Consider the following 18,044-nt stretch of genomic DNA (forward strand, 5'->3'; position numbering starts at 1 on the left):
TAATTAAATAGTTGTTATAAAAATCAATTTGTTACGTATATGAATATTAATTTTTTCTTAAAATATAAAAAAATAAGGACAAAATACAGAATACTGTTTTTGTCCTTATGATCTTTGTTATACTTTTTTATAATTGATATAATAATTTTTATCAAACTCTACTGGAGAAGTTTCTTTTAATTGAATGGTCTGCCATTGCTCGTTGGGTATAATGGTTTGTTTACTGCCTATTCTAATGGGTAAATTGAAATTTTTAACCACATTGACATAACGGAATTTCAAATTATTACCATTTTGAGAATATTCTAATGTGGGAATTTGTATAGTTCTTAAATATTGATTGAAAATACTCGAAAAATCTATCCCAGATTGGGATGAAATATAATTTTCAATTTGCTCTGTGGTGACTGTCTGGTGATAAAAATCCTTATTCAATCCTCTTAAGATCTTTCTGAATTTATCATCATCATTGATAACCTGACGAATGGTATGCAGCATATTAGCTCCCTTGGGATACATATCTCCACTTCCTTCATTTCTTACTCCATATTTTCCGATAATAGGGACGTCATTTTCTATTTTATTTCTGATCCCTATAGCATATATATCAGCAGATTTTTTATCCATATACTTTTCTGTAAAGAGAACTTCTGAATACATAGTAAAAGATTCATGAATCCACATATCAGCTTGATCTTTTGCTGTAATATTATTGGCAAACCACTCATGTCCGCTTTCATGGATAATAATATAGTCCCATTGTAAGCCCACGCCCGTACCAGATAAATCCATTCCGCGATATCCATTTTGATATCCATTTCCATAAGCTATATTACTCTGATGTTCCATTCCCAAATAAGGAGAATCAACAAGCTTATAAGAATCTTCATAGAAAGGATAGGGGCCGAACCAATATTCAAATGCAGAGAGCATGGGTTTAACCTGTTCGAATTGCTTTTTTGCCTTTTCCAGATTATAATCTAATACCCAATAATCAAGATCTAATTTCCCTTTTTCACCATTGTATATATCTTTAAAATTTACATATTTACCAATATTAGGGATAATGGAATAGGGATTGATGGTATTTTTTACTTGCCAAGTATAAATCGCTTTATCTTTTTCTATTTTTTTATCAATCAATCTTCCATTTCCTACTCCTACCAAATCCTTTTGGGTGATAATTTTCATTACAATTCCATCCTCAGGTTCATCACTCCAAATATCTTTGGTAGGAAGCCAGATCGATGCGCCAATTCCTTCATCTGCAACACTCATCCATGGGTTTCCATTTTTATCTTTTGTAAAAATCCATCCTCCATCCCAAGGGGCATTTTTTGCTATTGTTGGATTCCCTGAATACGTAACAACAATAGTATATTTTTCTCCTTTTTTAAATTTCTTTTTAGTGTTGATCAAAATAAAATCTCCCTCTTGCTTATATTCACTAATAGCAAAACTAGCTTCTACTTTATCTGCTTTCATTGGTTGTTGCAGATCAATCTGAAAAATAGGATTGTCTATATCTTTGACGATTTCAAAACTAATGGTATTATTTCCTTTAATACTTTTATGGTCAAAATCAGGTTCAATGGAAAGGTCATATTTCTTGACGTTCCAAAAATTTCTAAATTCTGTATTAGACCCTTTTAAAGTATCTTGTTTTGTATACACCTTATCTTTTTCAAAGAATTGACCAAAGGCAATACCTGAAGTGAAAAACAATATATAGGAAATCTTTTTCATTTGAAAATTAATTAATCTATCAAAAATAGAAAATTAATATCAAGACAATATAATTTATTTTTAAAATCGTAAAGAAAGAAAAAATAATGAAAAATGATTGAGAATGAAATAGTTTACTGGCAGAAAAATTCCGCTGAATTTAATCAGCGGAAGTGTATTGTATAGTCAATTTTTTCTTAAAGGAATTATTTTTGTACAGCAGGAAGGTTTCCGTTTGCTTTTTGTACCTTTTTATAAGTATAAGAACACATAACAATGCTGAATTCATAAAGAATAACCAATGGAAATGCCGCCATTAACATACTTAATACGTCTGCTGGTGTTATGATGGCTGCAATCACCATAATTAGAACAATGGCGTGACGACGATATGTTTTCATGAACATTGGTGTTAAAATTCCAATACTTGTTAAAAAATAAATGAGAATGGGAAAAAGAAAAATGACTCCCATACCTAAAACTACTTGCAAAAATAAAGTAGTATAGTCACTTAAGTCATACAGAGGAACAATAATATCTGAAATTTTAAATATAACTCCGAAATTAACGGCAAAGGGAAGAATTAAAAAATATCCGCATAAAACCCCTGTCATAAAAAGAATCCATACTGAGTTGATAATGAATATGGAATTTTTTCTTTCTTTAGGATGTAAAGCTGGACCAATGAATCTCCACAGTTCCCAGACAATATAGGGAAAAGCAGCAACCATTCCTCCAAATATAGAAACTGCCATCATTACATTGAATTGTTGATAAAGCCTCTGTACACGAACTGGAAAGTCTTTGGGTAAATGAATGCTATCCTCACCTAAAATCATCCGAGAAAAATGATTAACAAGTTTAAAAGTAGGAAAATCATTCCTTGTGGGACCAAAAAAAATATGATCCATGATCCAATTGATATTAAAGCCCACTATAAAAGCTGCAATTACAATTGCAATAATTGAACGAATAAGATGACCTCTTAATTCTCCAATATGTCCTAAAAAAGACATTTCTTTACCATCACTCACGGAATAAAATTTTAAGATTTCAAATTTATGAAATATTTAAAGAAGTTTAAATGTAGGTTTTTAATATAGCCTATGTCAATTGTAATAATTGAACTTTAATTTATCCCTTCATCGAGTAATTTATGTAAATCAATAATTCCCACATATTTTCCATTTTCTGTAACAATAAGCTGTCCAATGTTATTATTTTTTAAGATTTTCATGGCTTCTTTAGCTAATGCATATCTTTCAATTGTCTTTGGATGAGCAGACATGATATCTTTAGCAATAACTTTTGACATATCCTCCTCATTCATAAGCATTCTTCTTAAGTCACCATCGGTAATTACTCCGATAATATGATCATCATTTGTTACCACGGTGATTCCATGTCGAGAGCCACTAATAGATATAATAACATCTCGAATAGAAGCATCTTCTCTCACCTGAGGTTTTTGTGAAGAAAGAAAGTCATCAACTTTTGAAATTAAATTCTTTCCTAAGCTTCCTCCTGGATGAAATTTTGCAAAATCATTAGCTTTGAAGTCGTTAAGCTCCATAAGAGCAATGGCTAAAGCGTCCCCAAGAACCATTTGAATGGTTGTAGAACTCGTAGGTGCTAATTTATTAGGACAAGCTTCTATATCAACATGTGTATCTAATACGATATCAGAATATTCAGCAAGCTTACTTGTTGCGTTTCCAGTCATTCCTATCAAGGCTGACGAATAATCTTTTAGATAAGGAACTAGATTTATTATTTCAGGAGAATTTCCTGAATTCGAGATACATAAAACAACATCTTGCTTCTGAACAACTCCTAAGTCACCATGGATTGCTTCTGAGGCATGAAGAAATTGAGAAGGTGTCCCTGTAGAATTTAAAGTAGCTACAATTTTATTTCCGACATGTGCAGATTTTCCAATCCCAACTACAATGAGCTTGCCTTCTGTAGCATGAATAGTCTCAACGGCTCTTACAAAACGATCATCAAGTCTATTTTTTAATTTTTCAAGTTCTGAAATTTCTATTTCTAATGTACTTTTTGCAATTGAGATAATGTCGGTCTTTTCCATTTTACTTTTTTAGGTATACAAAAAATCTCTTAAAAAATGTTATATTTTAAAAAGAATAATTAATATAAATTTTATTTTTTATAAATTCGTTCGCTTTTATTTTAAGCAAAAATTTTATAACTTTGAGATAGATGCAAATTTAGCAATAGAAAATTAGATGAGCGCAAAAAAAGCCAATTTATCAGGCGAATTGAAAAAATATTTCGGGTTTTCTACATTTAAAGGTCAACAAGAACAAATAATAGAAAATCTGTTGGAGGGGAAGGATATATTTGTTTTAATGCCAACAGGAGGTGGAAAATCGTTATGTTACCAACTTCCGGCACTTATTTCAGAAGGAACGGCAATAGTGGTTTCGCCCTTAATAGCGTTAATGAAGAATCAGGTAGATGCAGTAAATGGTCTTTCATCAGACGACGGAGTAGCCCATGTTTTAAATTCATCGTTAAATAAAACACAGACAAAACAGGTTTTTGACGATATTAAAAATGGAAAAACAAAACTGTTATATGTAGCTCCCGAATCACTGATTAAAGAGGAGTATCTGGACTTTTTAAAAGAAGTGAAAATTTCCTTCTTTGCTATTGATGAAGCACACTGTATTTCAGAATGGGGACATGATTTCAGACCTGAATACAGAAATTTGAAACAGATTATTGATAAAATAGCCAATGTACCTGTGATTGCATTGACTGCTACAGCAACCCCTAAAGTTCAAGACGATATTCAAAAAACTTTAGGAATGACCAATGCATTGGTATTTAAAGAAAGTTTTAACAGACCCAATCTTTATTATGAGGTTCGTCCTAAAATCAATATTGATAAAGAAATCGTAAAATTTATCAATCAGAAGAAAGGTAAATCAGGAATTGTATATTGTTTAAGTCGTAGAAAAGTTGAAGAATTTGCCCAACTTTTACAAGTAAACGGAATCAATGCTCTTCCTTATCATGCAGGTCTTGATCAAAAAATAAGAGTTGCGAATCAAGACAAGTTTTTGATGGAAGAAGTCGATGTTATTGTGGCCACCATAGCTTTTGGAATGGGGATAGATAAGCCGGATGTACGTTTTGTAATCCACTATGATTTCCCAAAATCTTTAGAAAGCTATTATCAGGAAACGGGACGTGCAGGAAGAGATGGTGGTGAAGGATATTGTCTGGCTTTTTATGACCCAAAAGATATAGAAAAATTAGAAAAATTTCTAGCTCAAAAACCTGTTTCTGAAAGGGAAATCGGATTACAACTTTTAAATGAAGTAGTAGGATATGCCGAAACTTCAATGAGCAGAAGACAGTATATTTTGTATTATTTTGGGGAGAATTTTGATCCGATCAACGGAGACGGAGCAAAAATGTGTGATAATTCATCTAATCCACCCAAATTACATGAAGCAACTAAAGACCTTAAAAAAGTTCTAGAACTTATTAAAGATACAGGAGAAAAATTTAAAGCTAAAGATCTTATTTCTGTCATTTCGGGAAAGGAGTCCGCTGTTACAAAATCCTATAAGTTAGAACAAAGCACTTATTTTGGTTTTGGGAAAGAACAGAAAGATAATTATTGGAAAACTATTTTAAGACAAGCTACAGTTCAAAATTTTTTACAAAAGGATATTGAAACATATGGTGTTTTAAAAATTATCGAAAATGGCAAGGATATATTAGAAGGGAAGTTTAAAGATAAATTTTTCATTGCTGAAGACCGTGAATTTGATCTTAGCCAAGCAAAAGCGGAGAGTGAACAAATTCAGATGCAATCAAGTGGAGGATTAGACCAAAACTTATACAATCAGCTAAAAGAATTAAGAAAAAAAGTAGCTAAAAAACACGGTATTCCACCCTATACAGTATTTATGGATCCAAGTCTTGAAGATATGACGGTTCAGTATCCGGTTACGGTGGAAGAAATCATGAAAGTGTATGGAGTAGGTGAAGGAAAAGCCAAAAAATATGGTAAAGAATTTGCCGAGTTCATCAAAACATACGTTGAAGATAATAATATTGAGCGTACCCAAGATATGGTGCTGAAACAAGTGGCTAATAAATCTAGCCACAAAGTATTCATTATTCAGAGTACGGATAAAAAAATTGATCTTGAAGATATTGCAAGAGCCAAAAATCTGTCGATGAATGAGCTATTAAAAGAAATGGAGAGTATCGTCTATCAAGGGACAAAGCTTAACATTGATTATTATATTGAAGACAATTTTGATGAAGATATTGTAGATGGGTTTATGGAGTTTATGAATGAATCGGATAGTGATAGTATGAAAGTCTTACTTGATGAATTCGGCGACGAACTTTCGGATGAAGAAGTAAGAATGCTAAGAATCAAATTCATTAGTGATGTAGCCAATTAAAAATGAAAAAGCACTCAAAATATGGAGATAACATAATACTATTTTTTATGGTATGTTATTGTATTGGGTTGGCTTTTAGTTTTTTAATTGTAAATTTTTTACAACTAAATAAAATTAAAATGTGCTAGAGGTTTAGATCTTTGGCATTTTTGTTATTATGATTAAAAAAATTTCTGTCATATTTATTCTGCCGGATCTGGAAACTGGAGGAGCAGAAAGGATTGTTACTACTATAGCAAACCATCTTTCAAGAGATCGGTTTGAACCCAAGATTTTGCTTTTACGAAAAACGGGTGGGTATCTTAATCTTCTTAAAAATGATGTTGAAATTATAGATATAAATACAGAAAGAATAAGACATTCACTAAGACCTATTCTAAAAGAAATTTATAGAAGAAAACCTGATATTGTATTTTCAGGTTTTGGAGAAGTAAATGCATATTTAGCTTTATTTATAAAACTTTTCCCCAACATAAAATTTATAGCAAGAGAAACCAATGTGGTCTCTCAGCATGTCACAAGAAAAGAGATTAAGTTTTTTTATAACTTTTACAATAATTATCAGAAAATTATTGCCCAAAGTGATGACATGATGGCTGACCTTATTGATAACTTTAATATTAAAGAAAATAAGATCATAAAAATACATAATCCTGTTGATTTTGATTTTATTAATGAAACCCTCAAAATATCTGATAAACCTGATAGTTTTAAATACAATTTTAAAAATGTAGTGGCTATAGGAAATCTATCGGCTAGAAAGGGATTTGATAATTTGTTGAAAGTGTTCTCACGATTGAAGAATGAAAATATAATTCTGCACATTTTAGGAGATGGGAAAGATCGGGAAGTACTACATCAAATGAAAGAGTTTCTGGGGTTAAAACATGTTGTTTTTCATGGAAGACAAGAAAATCCGTACCAATTTTTAAAATACGCAGATTTATTTATACTTTCATCAAGATATGAAGGATTCCCCAATGTATTACTAGAAGCAGGAGCTTGCGGAACATACTCATTAGCTAATAATTGCCCGGGAGGTATTAATGAGATTATCCAAAATGATATCAATGGGGAGGTATCAGATATTGATAATCATGAAAACTTTGCTGAAAAAATATGTAGTATTCTACAAAGAAATTACGATCGAGACGCTATAAAAAACTCTATTAAATCTAGGTTTTCCAAAAATATTATTTTAGATAAGTATGAAAACATGTTGATAGATTTGATGAAAAGATAACACTAATTTTCTTTTTTATAATAAACCGTATAATGAATATTTATTTGGCTTTACAATAACTAAGTTCTAAATTTTCTTAAACTTTTCTTCTCAGCCCAAATTTGATAAATGTCACTTTGGTGCTTGGTAATTTATCAGTAGATTTGTAAGAATTAACGGAGATAATAATAAACAAATTCATAAAATAACATGAGTCAATTCGATGTTACCGTAATAGGTTCTGGTCCTGGTGGTTATGTAGCTGCTATTCGTGCAGCACAATTAGGTTTCAAAACAGCAATTATTGAAAAATATTCAACTTTAGGAGGAACTTGTCTTAATGTGGGATGTATTCCTTCAAAAGCACTTTTAGATAGTTCTGAGCATTTCGAAAACGCAAAACATAATTTTGCAGGTCACGGCATCATTATTAATGAGCCTAAGGCTGATATCGCCAGAATGATTGAGCGAAAAAATGAAGTAGTAAAGCAAAATACAGATGGAATTAACTATCTGATGAATAAAAATAAAATCACTGTTTTTGAAGGGATTGGAAGCTTTGAATCTGCGACTCAAATTAAGGTTACTAAAAATGATGGTTCATCAGAAACGATTGAATCTAAATATACAATTATAGCAACAGGTTCTAAACCTTCTACATTACCTTTCATTACACTAGACAAAGAAAGAGTAATTACTTCAACAGAAGCTTTGAATCTTAAAGAAATTCCTAAACATTTAGTTGTTATTGGTGGTGGAGTTATTGGTCTTGAATTAGGTTCTGTATATTTAAGATTAGGTTCTGAGGTAACTGTTGTTGAATTCATGGATAAAATCATTCCTGGAATGGATGGAGCTTTGAGTAAGGAATTGACAAAAGTCCTGAAAAAACAAGGAATGAAATTCATGCTTTCCACTGCTGTTTCTGCTGTTGAAAGAAATGGAGACTCTGTAAAGATCACCGCGAAAGATAAAAAAGGAGAGGAAGTAACTGTGGAAGGTGACTATTGTCTGGTTTCTGTGGGTAGGAGACCATATACTGATGGTCTTGCTCTTGAAAAAGCGGGTGTAGAGCTGGATGAAAGAGGGAGAGTAAAAGTAAATGATCATTTGCAAACCAATGTCTCTAATATTTATGCGATCGGAGATGTTATTAAAGGAGCAATGTTAGCTCACAAAGCTGAAGAAGAAGGTGTTTTGGTAGCAGAAATTTTAGCAGGTCAAAAGCCTCATATTAATTATAACTTAATTCCTGGAGTTGTGTATACATGGCCTGAGGTTGCTGGAGTTGGAAAGACTGAAGAGCAATTAAAAGAAGAAGGGGTTGCTTATAAAGTAGGTTCTTTTCCTATGAGGGCTTTAGGAAGAAGCCGTGCAAGTGGAGATGTTGATGGCTTGGTTAAAATTATTGCTGATGCGAAAACAGATGAGGTTCTAGGGATGCATATTATTGGAGCTAGGGCAGCAGATCTAATAGCAGAAGGAGTAATTGCAATGGAATTCCGTGCAAGTGCAGAAGATATTGCTAGAAGTTCACATGCTCACCCTACTTATGCAGAAGCAATTAAAGAAGCTGCATTGGATGCTACGGCGAAAAGGCCAATCCATATGTAGTCGAATGTAAAATATGTAAGTAAACAATAAAAAAGAGAAGCCAAATAGGCTTCTCTTTTTATATGAAATGGAGAATGTTAAAACTCATAGTTATAATCTCTTTTGCATATTCATTTTATATTTCCGTACCTTTGTGGGCTAATTTTATCATCAATGCAACTAGGAAAAACTCAAACGTTAAAAATCTCAGAAAAAAATAATTCGGGATGGATTCTTACAGACGAAACAGGCGAAAAAGCCTTTTTGCCAAAAATTTTTATTCATGAAGAAAAAGAAATGAATGAAGGGATTGAAGTTTTTGTGTACCAAGATGATAATAAATTAAAAGCAACCACGGAAATTCCATTGGCTGAAGTGGGAGAATTTGCAGTGATGAGTTGTGTACAGAGTCTTCCAAGTGGGGCATTTATGGATTGGGGAATCATTAAAGATTTGTTTATTCCTTATAAGCAACAGAAATCAAAAATCATAGAGGGCAAAAGATACTTAGTATATATTTATGTTGACCAAGAACTGGAACTCATTACTGGAACAACAAAATTTAAAAGAAATCCTCAATATCAAGATTTATCTTTTAAGAAAGGTGAAAAAATTGATTTGATTATTATGAATGAAAGTGAACTGGGGTGGAATGTCGTCATCAATAAAAAATATATAGGGTTGATATATTCTTCTGATGTTTTTAAAAAACTATATCCATTATCTGAAGAAACAGGCTATATAAAAGCAATACGAGAAGATGGGAAAATTGATGTTTCCCTACAACCTGAAGGTTTTGAAAATATTGATGAATTTAGGCAGAAAATACTTAATAAATTAGAAGAAAACTATGGACTCCTCTATCTTTCGGATAAATCTTCTCCAGAAGAAATTAAGGATGAAGTTCAAATGAGCAAAAAGAATTTCAAAAAAGCAATTGGAGGTCTCTATAAGGATAAAATTATTGATATTTTAGAAGATAAAATCAGATTGATATAAACAAAAAGAGCAGTATATTCTGTTCTTTTTTAATGTATATTTTTCATTAATGTAATGCTCAGGTAAGAGATTTCGCCCGTAACATTATACTTCCTTAAAGAGGAAAATTTTATATAATGGAAAGAGAAACCAAGGTTTTTGCTTCCAAAGAGTAATAGATAAGTGGTCAATAATTAGGTTTATTTATCCTATTTTGAAAAAGGCTCAGGTTATAAAAACCCAAGCCTAACTTTTAGCTTACATACCTCGTGGGATAATGTCAATTTTTTATTTAAGGGAGACACTACCATTAAGGGATCTCGGCCTTTATTTCTTCTTAATCTCAACGACTAAATTATTGCGATATACTTCTTTTTTGGCCATAAGAACTGCAGATGGACCATGATTAATTCCATCCTCATCAAAAATAGTTTCTGTAACTGTTGTATTTATTGCTTTATAATTATCAAAAAGTTTTCTTTTATTTCCTATTCCAATACGTTTAGTTATATATTGAATATTAGTATATCGATTATATTCATTTCTTTCTTTAAAATCAATATCCTCGGAAGGTGATCCGTTATTAAGATCAATTTGTTCCAAAAGCTTTCCAGAATAAATAAATTACATTCTAGTAGCATCAAAAGGAAATGCTATCGACTCTACTTTACTTAGTCACAAATAATAGAGATAAAAATTTCAAACATGATATAAATCATATTAAATGTTTAATTTTTTTTGTTTAACAATTTTGTCAAAAATTAAATTTGCTTTATTTTTGCTTACAAATTTGTTTAACAAAAATGTCAAACCAAACAAAAAAAGACCAAACACAGAAATTAATTAAAGAGACAGCAAAGAATTTATTCTTTGTGAAGGGAAAATTTGATGCGACTACTCAGGAAATTGCTGATGCCGCAGGAGTCAACAGGACACTTATTAACTACTATTTTCGCTCTAGGGATAAGTTGATTCAGATTATTTTTAATGAAGCTCAAAAAGTAGAGAAAGAAAAATCGGATATTATTCAAAATTCAAATTTACCTTTTAAAGAGAAAATAAGTAGGTTTATTGAAAACAGTTTATCAACCAGCTTACAATACCCTTATTTAGAAACATACATTGTTTCTCAGATTAATAAAGGAAATTGTCATAAAAAGGATATTGAAGAAGGTGAATTAAGCCAATTATATAAGGATATTAATGAAGAAATGGAGCTGGGAAATATAGAAAAAATGGACCCAATTCAGTTTTTATTGAATATGGTATCATTATTGGTTTTCCCAAGTGCTGTAAGACCATTATTAATGGAAAACCTTATGATTAATGATGAAGAATTCGATACAATTATTTCTAAAAGAAAAGAAATTATAATTAGTATGTTGTTTAAAAAATAAATATAAATAAAATTTTAAATTTAATTTAAGGTAATTATGTAAATAATTCGTTCTATAAAAATAAAAGCAAATGAAAAAAATGATGGAAAAAACTAAAAAACTAAACGAAGTAATAAAACTATGAAAAGAAAACGTATAACTGCAAAAAAGCTGACAATGGGTATAGCTGCTGCATTTATGATTTTCGGCTCTTCATCTTTATCTGCCCAAGAACAGGTTTCCTTACAGGAAGCTATAAAACAAGCATTGCAAAATAAAACAGATGCTAAAAAGGCTGCTTTACAGGTAAAAAAAGCCGAATATAAAATTAATGAGGCAAGAGCTGGAGCTTTACCGCAAATAACTGCCAATATTAGCAATACATATCACCCAATATTGCAACAATCGGTACTTCCTGGAGAGATCGTAGGTCTTCCTGGTCAGATGGTACCGGTTACTTTTGGAACGAAATGGCAATCTGTAAATTCTGTAACACTTTATCAAAATATTTTTGACCAAAGAGTTTTTACAGGATTGAAAGCCGCTAAATCAACGCGTGAATTTTATATTTTAAATTCAGAATTGACAAATGAGCAAATCATTGAAAATGTAGCTATCGCATATTATCAGGTATTTGTTCAGGAAGAAAACCTTAAAACAGTTGAAGCTAGCTATGTTAATACCGAAAAAGTAAGAAATATTATTAAGAGCCTTGTAGATAGTGGTTTAGCAAAATCTATTGATCTTGACCGAACCAATGTCCAATTGACCAATATAGGATCAAACAAGCAGCAATTGATTAATGCAGTTGAGGTGTCAAAAAATGCTTTGAAGTTTTATATGGGAATTCCTATTGAAACTCCCATTGAACTTGAAGATAAAACTATCGAACCTAATGCTCAGCTTTTAGATACAAATGTTAATCTAGAAGATAGATCTGAATTAAAAGTTTTAAATAAACAGAAAGAGCTTTTGCAATTTAATAAGAAGGCGACGGAAGCTTATCTGTATCCTACCGTGGGCTTGACTGCGAATTATGGCTGGCAAGGATTAGGTAACAAATTTCCTTATGTTACAGGATCGTCGCAAGGAACTAGCTGGAGTGATTATGCTTCTGTAGGACTAGCGATTAAAATTCCTATTTTTATGGGTGGTGCTACTAAAGCACAAATTCAACAGGCTCAAATTGATATTGAAGATTTAGATCAAGATATTCAAAATACGAAAATGAATTTGGATTTGGATTACAAGAATTCGATTAGCAATATGAGAAATGCTATAATCAACATTCAAAGCATGAAAGATAATGTAGAACTTGCTGAAAGGGTACAAAAAAATACCCAATCTAATTATCAGTATGGATTGGCAGCTCTGACGGAAGTTTTGGATACTGAAAATGCTTTGACAGATGCTAAGAAGAATTATGCAAATGCTTTATTAGATTATAAGCAAGCAGAAATCAAATTAATAAAAGCAAAAGGTGAATTAAATACACTACAAAACCCGTAAGAAACTATGAAAAAAACTTTAATATATATCATCGTAGCAGCTGTATTGATTGGATTAGCAGCCTATAAAATTGCAAATAATAAAGAACAGCAGACTCAAGAAGTAGAAGAAGTAGCTAAGCAGGTTGATAAAATCAATGTAAATGTGGTAACTGTGCAGAGAGAAAATATCAATACAGATTATTCTGCAAATGGAACATTTCTCCCTAAACAGGAAATGAATCAAGCTTCTGAGATTTCAGGCCGTATTGTGAGTGTTTTAGTGAAGGAAGGCTCTAGGGTTTCTGCAGGGCAAACATTAGCAACTATCAAAAGAGATGCAATTGAAGTAGATATAACTCAAGCACAGAATAATTTACAAAATGCGATTATTGATAATCAACGTTACGAAAATGCATTTAAAACAGGTGGAGTTACAAAACAACAGCTCGATAATTCAAGATTACAGTTGAAAAATGCTCAGGTTGCAGTAAGAGCTCAGGGAGTAAAAGTAAATGATACTAGTATCCGTGCAGGAATTAGTGGTACAATCAATAAAAAAATGGTTGAACCAGGTACTGTAGTGTCTTCTGGAACAGCCGTGTTTGAAATTGTTAATATTAATACATTAAAACTTTCTGTATTAGTAGATGAAAGTCAAATCGGAAAAATACAATTAGGACAGGAGGTATCGATTAATGTAAATGTTTTGCCGGAAGATTCTTTTTCAGGACGAATTACATTTATTGCTCCAAAAAGTGATGCTTCTTTAAACTTTCCTGTAGAAATTGAAGTTCAAAACAAAGGAAATCTAAAAGCAGGAATGTATGCAACGGCATTATTTAAAACAAATAATGGAGCAGAAACTCAAAATATGTTGACGGTTCCTTCGATAGCGTTTGTAAATGGCGTAAGTTCCGGGCAATTGTTCGTTGTTGAAAATGGAGTTGCTAAACTTATTAAAGTAACCATTGGAAAAGTATATGGTGATAAAGTTCAGGTTTTAAATGGACTTAATGGTGGCGAACAAGTGGTTACGAATGGGCAGATCAATCTTGATAGTGGTTCTAAAGTCAATATTGTAAAGTAATAGGTCTATGAAGTTAGCAGAAATATCGATTAAAAGGCCTACGTTAGTTATCGTATTATTTACGTTGCTTACGCTAGGTGGTATCTTAAGTTATACCATGATGGGATACGAATTGATTCCAAAGTTTGAGACCAATATGGTAACGATCAGTACTACTTATCCGGGAGCTTCTCCCAGTGAGGTAGAAACTTCTGTTACCCGAAAAATTGAAGATGCTGTAGGATCTTTGGAAAATGTGAAAAAAGTAGAATCATCATCATATGAAAGTTTATCTGTAATTATGGTACAATTGAACGATGGTGCTGATGTGGATTTTGCTTTAAATGACGCACAACGTAAAGTAAATGCAATTCTTGCCGATCTTCCGGATGACGTAAAAGCACCCTCATTGAATAAATTCTCTTTGGATGATTTACCGATTATTACGATGAGCGTAGCAAGTAATAAACTAAGTAGCAAAGATCTTTATGATTTATTAGATAAAAAAATTGAGCCTATTTTCTCTCGTGTCAATGGAGTGGCTCAGGTAGATCTTATAGGTGGACAGGAAAGAGAAATCCAAGTTAATCTGGATGAGAAAAAACTTCAAGGTTATGGACTGTCAATTGGAGATGTAAAGCAAGCCATTCTTTCATCGAATCTTGATTTTCCAACAGGTAGTTTAAAAACAAGAACTACTAAATCTACGATTAGATTATCAGGAAAGTATAAATCAGTTGAAGAAATGAATAACCTGGTTGTTTCCTCTAAAAATGGAGCACAGGTACGTTTATCTGATATTGCTACCGTTTTTGACTCTCAAAAAGATGTTGAAAAAGTAGCAAGATTTAATCAGTTTCCTACCATTTTAATGCAGATTAAAAAACAATCGGACGCCAATGCAGTAGCGGTATCGGAAAGTGTACAGAAAACAATCGAAACTGTTGAAAAAGCATATGCAGCACAAGGAATAAAGGTAAAGGTAGTTAATGATACCACAGAGTTTACATTGGAAGCAGCAAATCACGTTATATTTGACTTGTTTTTAGCAGTAATTCTTGTGGCTGTGGTGATGTTATTATTCCTTCATAGTGTTAGAAATGCATTTATTGTAATGATTTCCATTCCTGCTTCGTTGATTGCAACATTTATCGGGATGAACTTGATGGGATATACCCTAAACTTGATGAGTTTACTTGGATTATCACTCGTTGTTGGTATTCTTGTGGATGATGCGATTGTGGTACTTGAAAACATTTACCGTCATATGGAGATGGGTAAAAGTAAAATCAGGGCAGCTTACGATGCGGCATCAGAAATTGGATTTACAGTAGCAGCTATTACATTAGTAATTGTAGTGGTATTTTTACCAATTGCTATGAGCTCAGGTCTTGTTGCTAATATATTATCGCAGTTTTGTGTCACGGTAGTTATTGCTACGGCATTATCACTATTAGCCTCTTTTACGATTATTCCATGGTTGTCATCAAGGTTTGGTAAACTACAGCATTTAACAGGTAAAAATGCTTTTGAAAAGTTTATTCTTTGGTTTGAAGGGTTAATTGATAAATTCACCCATTGGATCACAGGTATCCTTGAATGGTGTCTAAAATCAACATTAAGAAGGATAATGACGGTAGTTATTACTTTCATTTTATTAATCTCTTCATTCATGTTGGTAGGATTTGGATTTATTGGAAGTGAATTCTTCCCTAAAACGGATCGTGGTCAGTTTTTAGTACAAATGGAAATATCTAAAGATGGGACGGTTGAAAAAACAAATCAATTAACATTAGAGGTTGAGCGATTTTTAAGAAACGATAAGGATGTAGTAGATTTGATTACAACAGTAGGTCAGCAGTCGACAGGTTTTGGAGGGGCACAGGCTACGACTTATCAATCGGAAGTTCAGGTAAATCTAATAGATAAATCCAAGCGTTCTGAAAGTACAGATATAAAAGCTGCGAAAGTAAAAAGAGCGTTAGAAGAAAAATTCACAGGAGTTGAGTTTAAAACAGCGCCTATTGGTATTTTAGGAGCAGAAAATGCACCTATTGAAATGGTTGTAACAGCTCCAGATAATGCTTCGGCAGTAAAAGAAGCGACTAGAATTTTAGCATTATTGAAAAAGGTTCCGGGGGCGGTTGATGCGGAATTGTCTACTGATACAGGAAATCCAGAAGTTCAGGTAAATATTGATAGAGATAAAATGGCGTCTTTGGGATTAAATCTTTCCAGTGTAGGGCAAACAATGCAGACTGCTTTTAATGGAAATACAGATGGGAAATTTAGATCTGGAGAATATGAATATGATATCAATATCCGTTTTGGAGACAACAATAGAAAGTCAATTGATGATGTTAAAAATCTCATTTTTACAAACGATAAAGGAGAACAAATTCGTTTGAATCAGTTTGCAGATGTACAAATGGGATCAGGGCCTAGCTTGCTAGAGCGTAGAGACAAGTCACCTTCTGTAAAAGTAAGAGCTAAAGCGGTAGGTAGACCGGTTGGAGATGTAGCTAATGAATGGGCAAATCAATTCATGAAGAGTGATAAAAAACCTATTGGAGTTGATTATATCTGGAGTGGTGATATGGAAAACCAACAAGAAGGATTTGGTACTTTGGGTATTGCTTTATTGGCTGCTATTGTACTGGTGTATTTGGTTATGGTTTCGCTATATGACAGTTTTGTATACCCTTTTGTGGTACTATTTTCGATTCCTTTAGCGATGATTGGGGTAATGGTTATTCTAGCCTTGACAGCCAATTCCTTAAATATTTTCACGATGCTGGGGATGATTATGTTGATTGGTCTTGTGGCGAAAAATGCAATTTTGATTGTTGACTTTACGAATGCCAGAAAAGAGGCCGGAGCAAGTACTCATGACGCATTAGTACAAGCTAATCATGCACGTCTTCGTCCAATCTTAATGACAACAATAGCAATGATTTTCGGGATGTTACCAATAGCCTTAGCGAATGGAGCAGGAGCAGAAATGAATAAAGGATTGGCATGGGTAATTATTGGAGGTTTAACCTCATCGTTATTCCTTACCTTGATTATTGTACCTGTAGTATATTCTATATTTGATTCCATTCTACGAAGAATGGGCAAACATGAAAAAGTAGATTATGAAGCTGAAATGAAAGCAGATTATGTACATAAAGAACTAAGTGATGATGGATTTACTCCTAAACATTTAGATTAAATATAATATATTAATTAACCGAAAAAGCATATCATTTTGATATGCTTTTTTATTTTTAATACTAAAAGTATTTCTTAAAAATGTTTTTTATTATAATGAAGATTATAGATAAATTGAGAATTAATCAATACTTGACTCCATTTCGATAATGAGATTAAGTCCACTTTTACATTTACTATTCAATATGTAAAATCATATGTTTGTTAGGTAGGAAAATATGAGAATAAGACTAATACTACAATAAAAACCTATAAATTTATTCTCTAAGGGATTAGTAAGTTTTTTGATATAAATAAGTGAGCGTAGAGTTTCTTATGAAATCTTCTATAGTGGCATTTTTTTCTGCATGTTTATTAGTAAGCTCAATGAGATACATATTGGAGTTTCCTAATTTGCTATCTCTACAAGTAATTTTAAATCTCTTGGATTTAGCTGGAGTATCGAGAAAGCCAAGCTCTGTAAGATCGGTAAAATTAATATTATTGACATCAAAAGTTGCTTTCGGATTTTTTTGAAGACGTAAAAATCTTTTTTGAGTTTTGTCGGTAGTCTCATTCATAAATTTCTCCATTTGATAATCGGTTAAAAGCTGAGGATAAATCAAGCCTTCTGTTAATATTAATGAAGCAATTTTATCAGATTTATCATAAAAAATCACTTTATCATCGAATTGCACTTTATTGTCTTTTGCAATAATTTTTCCGGTAAATTTTTTATAATTTTTCTTTTTATAGTTATTATTAAAATGTTCAACGATAGCTTGATCTTTTATACTTAGTACTCCTTTTTTTTGACTAAAAGTACTGATTGAAAATATAAAGAAAAGACTTAATGAAAATAATACCTTCATATGATTTTGTTTGATAAATTTATATTGTCTTAAGCAAAGTACTTGCCAATTTTTCTAAAAAAACGTACGGAATATAGAA

Annotated in this window: 13 protein-coding genes; 8 read left to right on the forward strand and 5 right to left on the reverse strand. The window is 32.0% G+C overall.

Annotated features, from left to right (window positions below):
- Positions 1-117: 117 nt before the first annotated feature.
- The 3 genes from CHRY9293_RS10040 to CHRY9293_RS10050 form a co-directional block, all read right to left on the reverse strand.
- Positions 118-1,746, reverse strand: a complete 1,629-nt coding sequence (locus tag CHRY9293_RS10040; protein ID WP_162032856.1) for a M1 family metallopeptidase — start codon at positions 1,744-1,746, stop codon at positions 118-120.
- Positions 1,747-1,931: 185 nt separating this feature from the next.
- Entirely contained in the window at positions 1,932-2,759 is an 828-nt protein-coding gene (gene tatC, locus CHRY9293_RS10045; protein ID WP_185153208.1) for a twin-arginine translocase subunit TatC, read from the reverse strand.
- 95 nt (positions 2,760-2,854) lie between these two features.
- Positions 2,855-3,814, reverse strand: a complete 960-nt coding sequence (locus CHRY9293_RS10050; protein ID WP_162032857.1) for a KpsF/GutQ family sugar-phosphate isomerase — start codon at positions 3,812-3,814, stop codon at positions 2,855-2,857.
- Positions 3,815-3,971: 157 nt separating this feature from the next.
- Between CHRY9293_RS10050 and recQ the strand changes: the two genes are divergently transcribed.
- From recQ to CHRY9293_RS10070, 4 genes are all read left to right on the forward strand, one after another.
- Entirely contained in the window at positions 3,972-6,176 is a 2,205-nt protein-coding gene (gene recQ / locus CHRY9293_RS10055; RefSeq protein ID WP_162032858.1) for a DNA helicase RecQ, read from the forward strand.
- A gap of 160 nt (positions 6,177-6,336) precedes the next feature.
- A complete protein-coding gene (locus tag CHRY9293_RS10060; RefSeq protein ID WP_162032892.1) occupies positions 6,337-7,419 on the forward strand; it encodes a glycosyltransferase in 1,083 nt (360 codons plus the stop codon).
- A 189-nt stretch (positions 7,420-7,608) separates the two neighbouring features.
- Positions 7,609-9,012, forward strand: coding sequence for a dihydrolipoyl dehydrogenase (lpdA, locus tag CHRY9293_RS10065; protein WP_162032859.1), 1,404 nt, complete (start codon positions 7,609-7,611; stop codon positions 9,010-9,012).
- 153 nt (positions 9,013-9,165) lie between these two features.
- Positions 9,166-9,990: a CvfB family protein gene (locus CHRY9293_RS10070; protein ID WP_162032860.1), complete on the forward strand. Its 825-nt coding sequence runs from the start codon at positions 9,166-9,168 to the stop codon at positions 9,988-9,990.
- Between the two features lie 306 nt (positions 9,991-10,296).
- On the opposite strand, the gene CHRY9293_RS10075 is transcribed toward CHRY9293_RS10070, so the two are convergent.
- Positions 10,297-10,572 (reverse strand): hypothetical protein, encoded by a 276-nt coding sequence (locus CHRY9293_RS10075; protein WP_162032861.1) that lies wholly within the window; start codon positions 10,570-10,572, stop codon positions 10,297-10,299.
- Between the two features lie 200 nt (positions 10,573-10,772).
- Here CHRY9293_RS10075 and CHRY9293_RS10080 point away from each other — a divergent pair, with 200 nt between their 5' ends.
- From CHRY9293_RS10080 to CHRY9293_RS10095, 4 genes are all read left to right on the forward strand, one after another.
- Positions 10,773-11,366 (forward strand): TetR/AcrR family transcriptional regulator, encoded by a 594-nt coding sequence (locus tag CHRY9293_RS10080; RefSeq protein WP_162032862.1) that lies wholly within the window; start codon positions 10,773-10,775, stop codon positions 11,364-11,366.
- Positions 11,367-11,486: 120 nt separating this feature from the next.
- Positions 11,487-12,854: a TolC family protein gene (locus CHRY9293_RS10085; RefSeq protein ID WP_162032863.1), complete on the forward strand. Its 1,368-nt coding sequence runs from the start codon at positions 11,487-11,489 to the stop codon at positions 12,852-12,854.
- Between the two features lie 6 nt (positions 12,855-12,860).
- Complete coding sequence (locus CHRY9293_RS10090) at positions 12,861-13,922, forward strand: efflux RND transporter periplasmic adaptor subunit (RefSeq protein WP_162032864.1); 1,062 nt, start codon at positions 12,861-12,863, stop codon at positions 13,920-13,922.
- A gap of 7 nt (positions 13,923-13,929) precedes the next feature.
- Positions 13,930-17,115 (forward strand): efflux RND transporter permease subunit, encoded by a 3,186-nt coding sequence (locus tag CHRY9293_RS10095; RefSeq protein WP_162032865.1) that lies wholly within the window; start codon positions 13,930-13,932, stop codon positions 17,113-17,115.
- A gap of 271 nt (positions 17,116-17,386) precedes the next feature.
- Here the strand turns inward: CHRY9293_RS10095 and CHRY9293_RS10100 are convergent, their stop codons facing one another.
- Entirely contained in the window at positions 17,387-17,965 is a 579-nt protein-coding gene (locus CHRY9293_RS10100; protein ID WP_162032866.1) for a hypothetical protein, read from the reverse strand.
- Between the last annotated feature and the right edge of the window lie 79 nt (positions 17,966-18,044).

The organism is Chryseobacterium potabilaquae, assembly GCF_902728265.1.
In the GTDB taxonomy this organism is placed as follows: Bacteria; Bacteroidota; Bacteroidia; order Flavobacteriales; family Weeksellaceae; genus Chryseobacterium; species Chryseobacterium potabilaquae.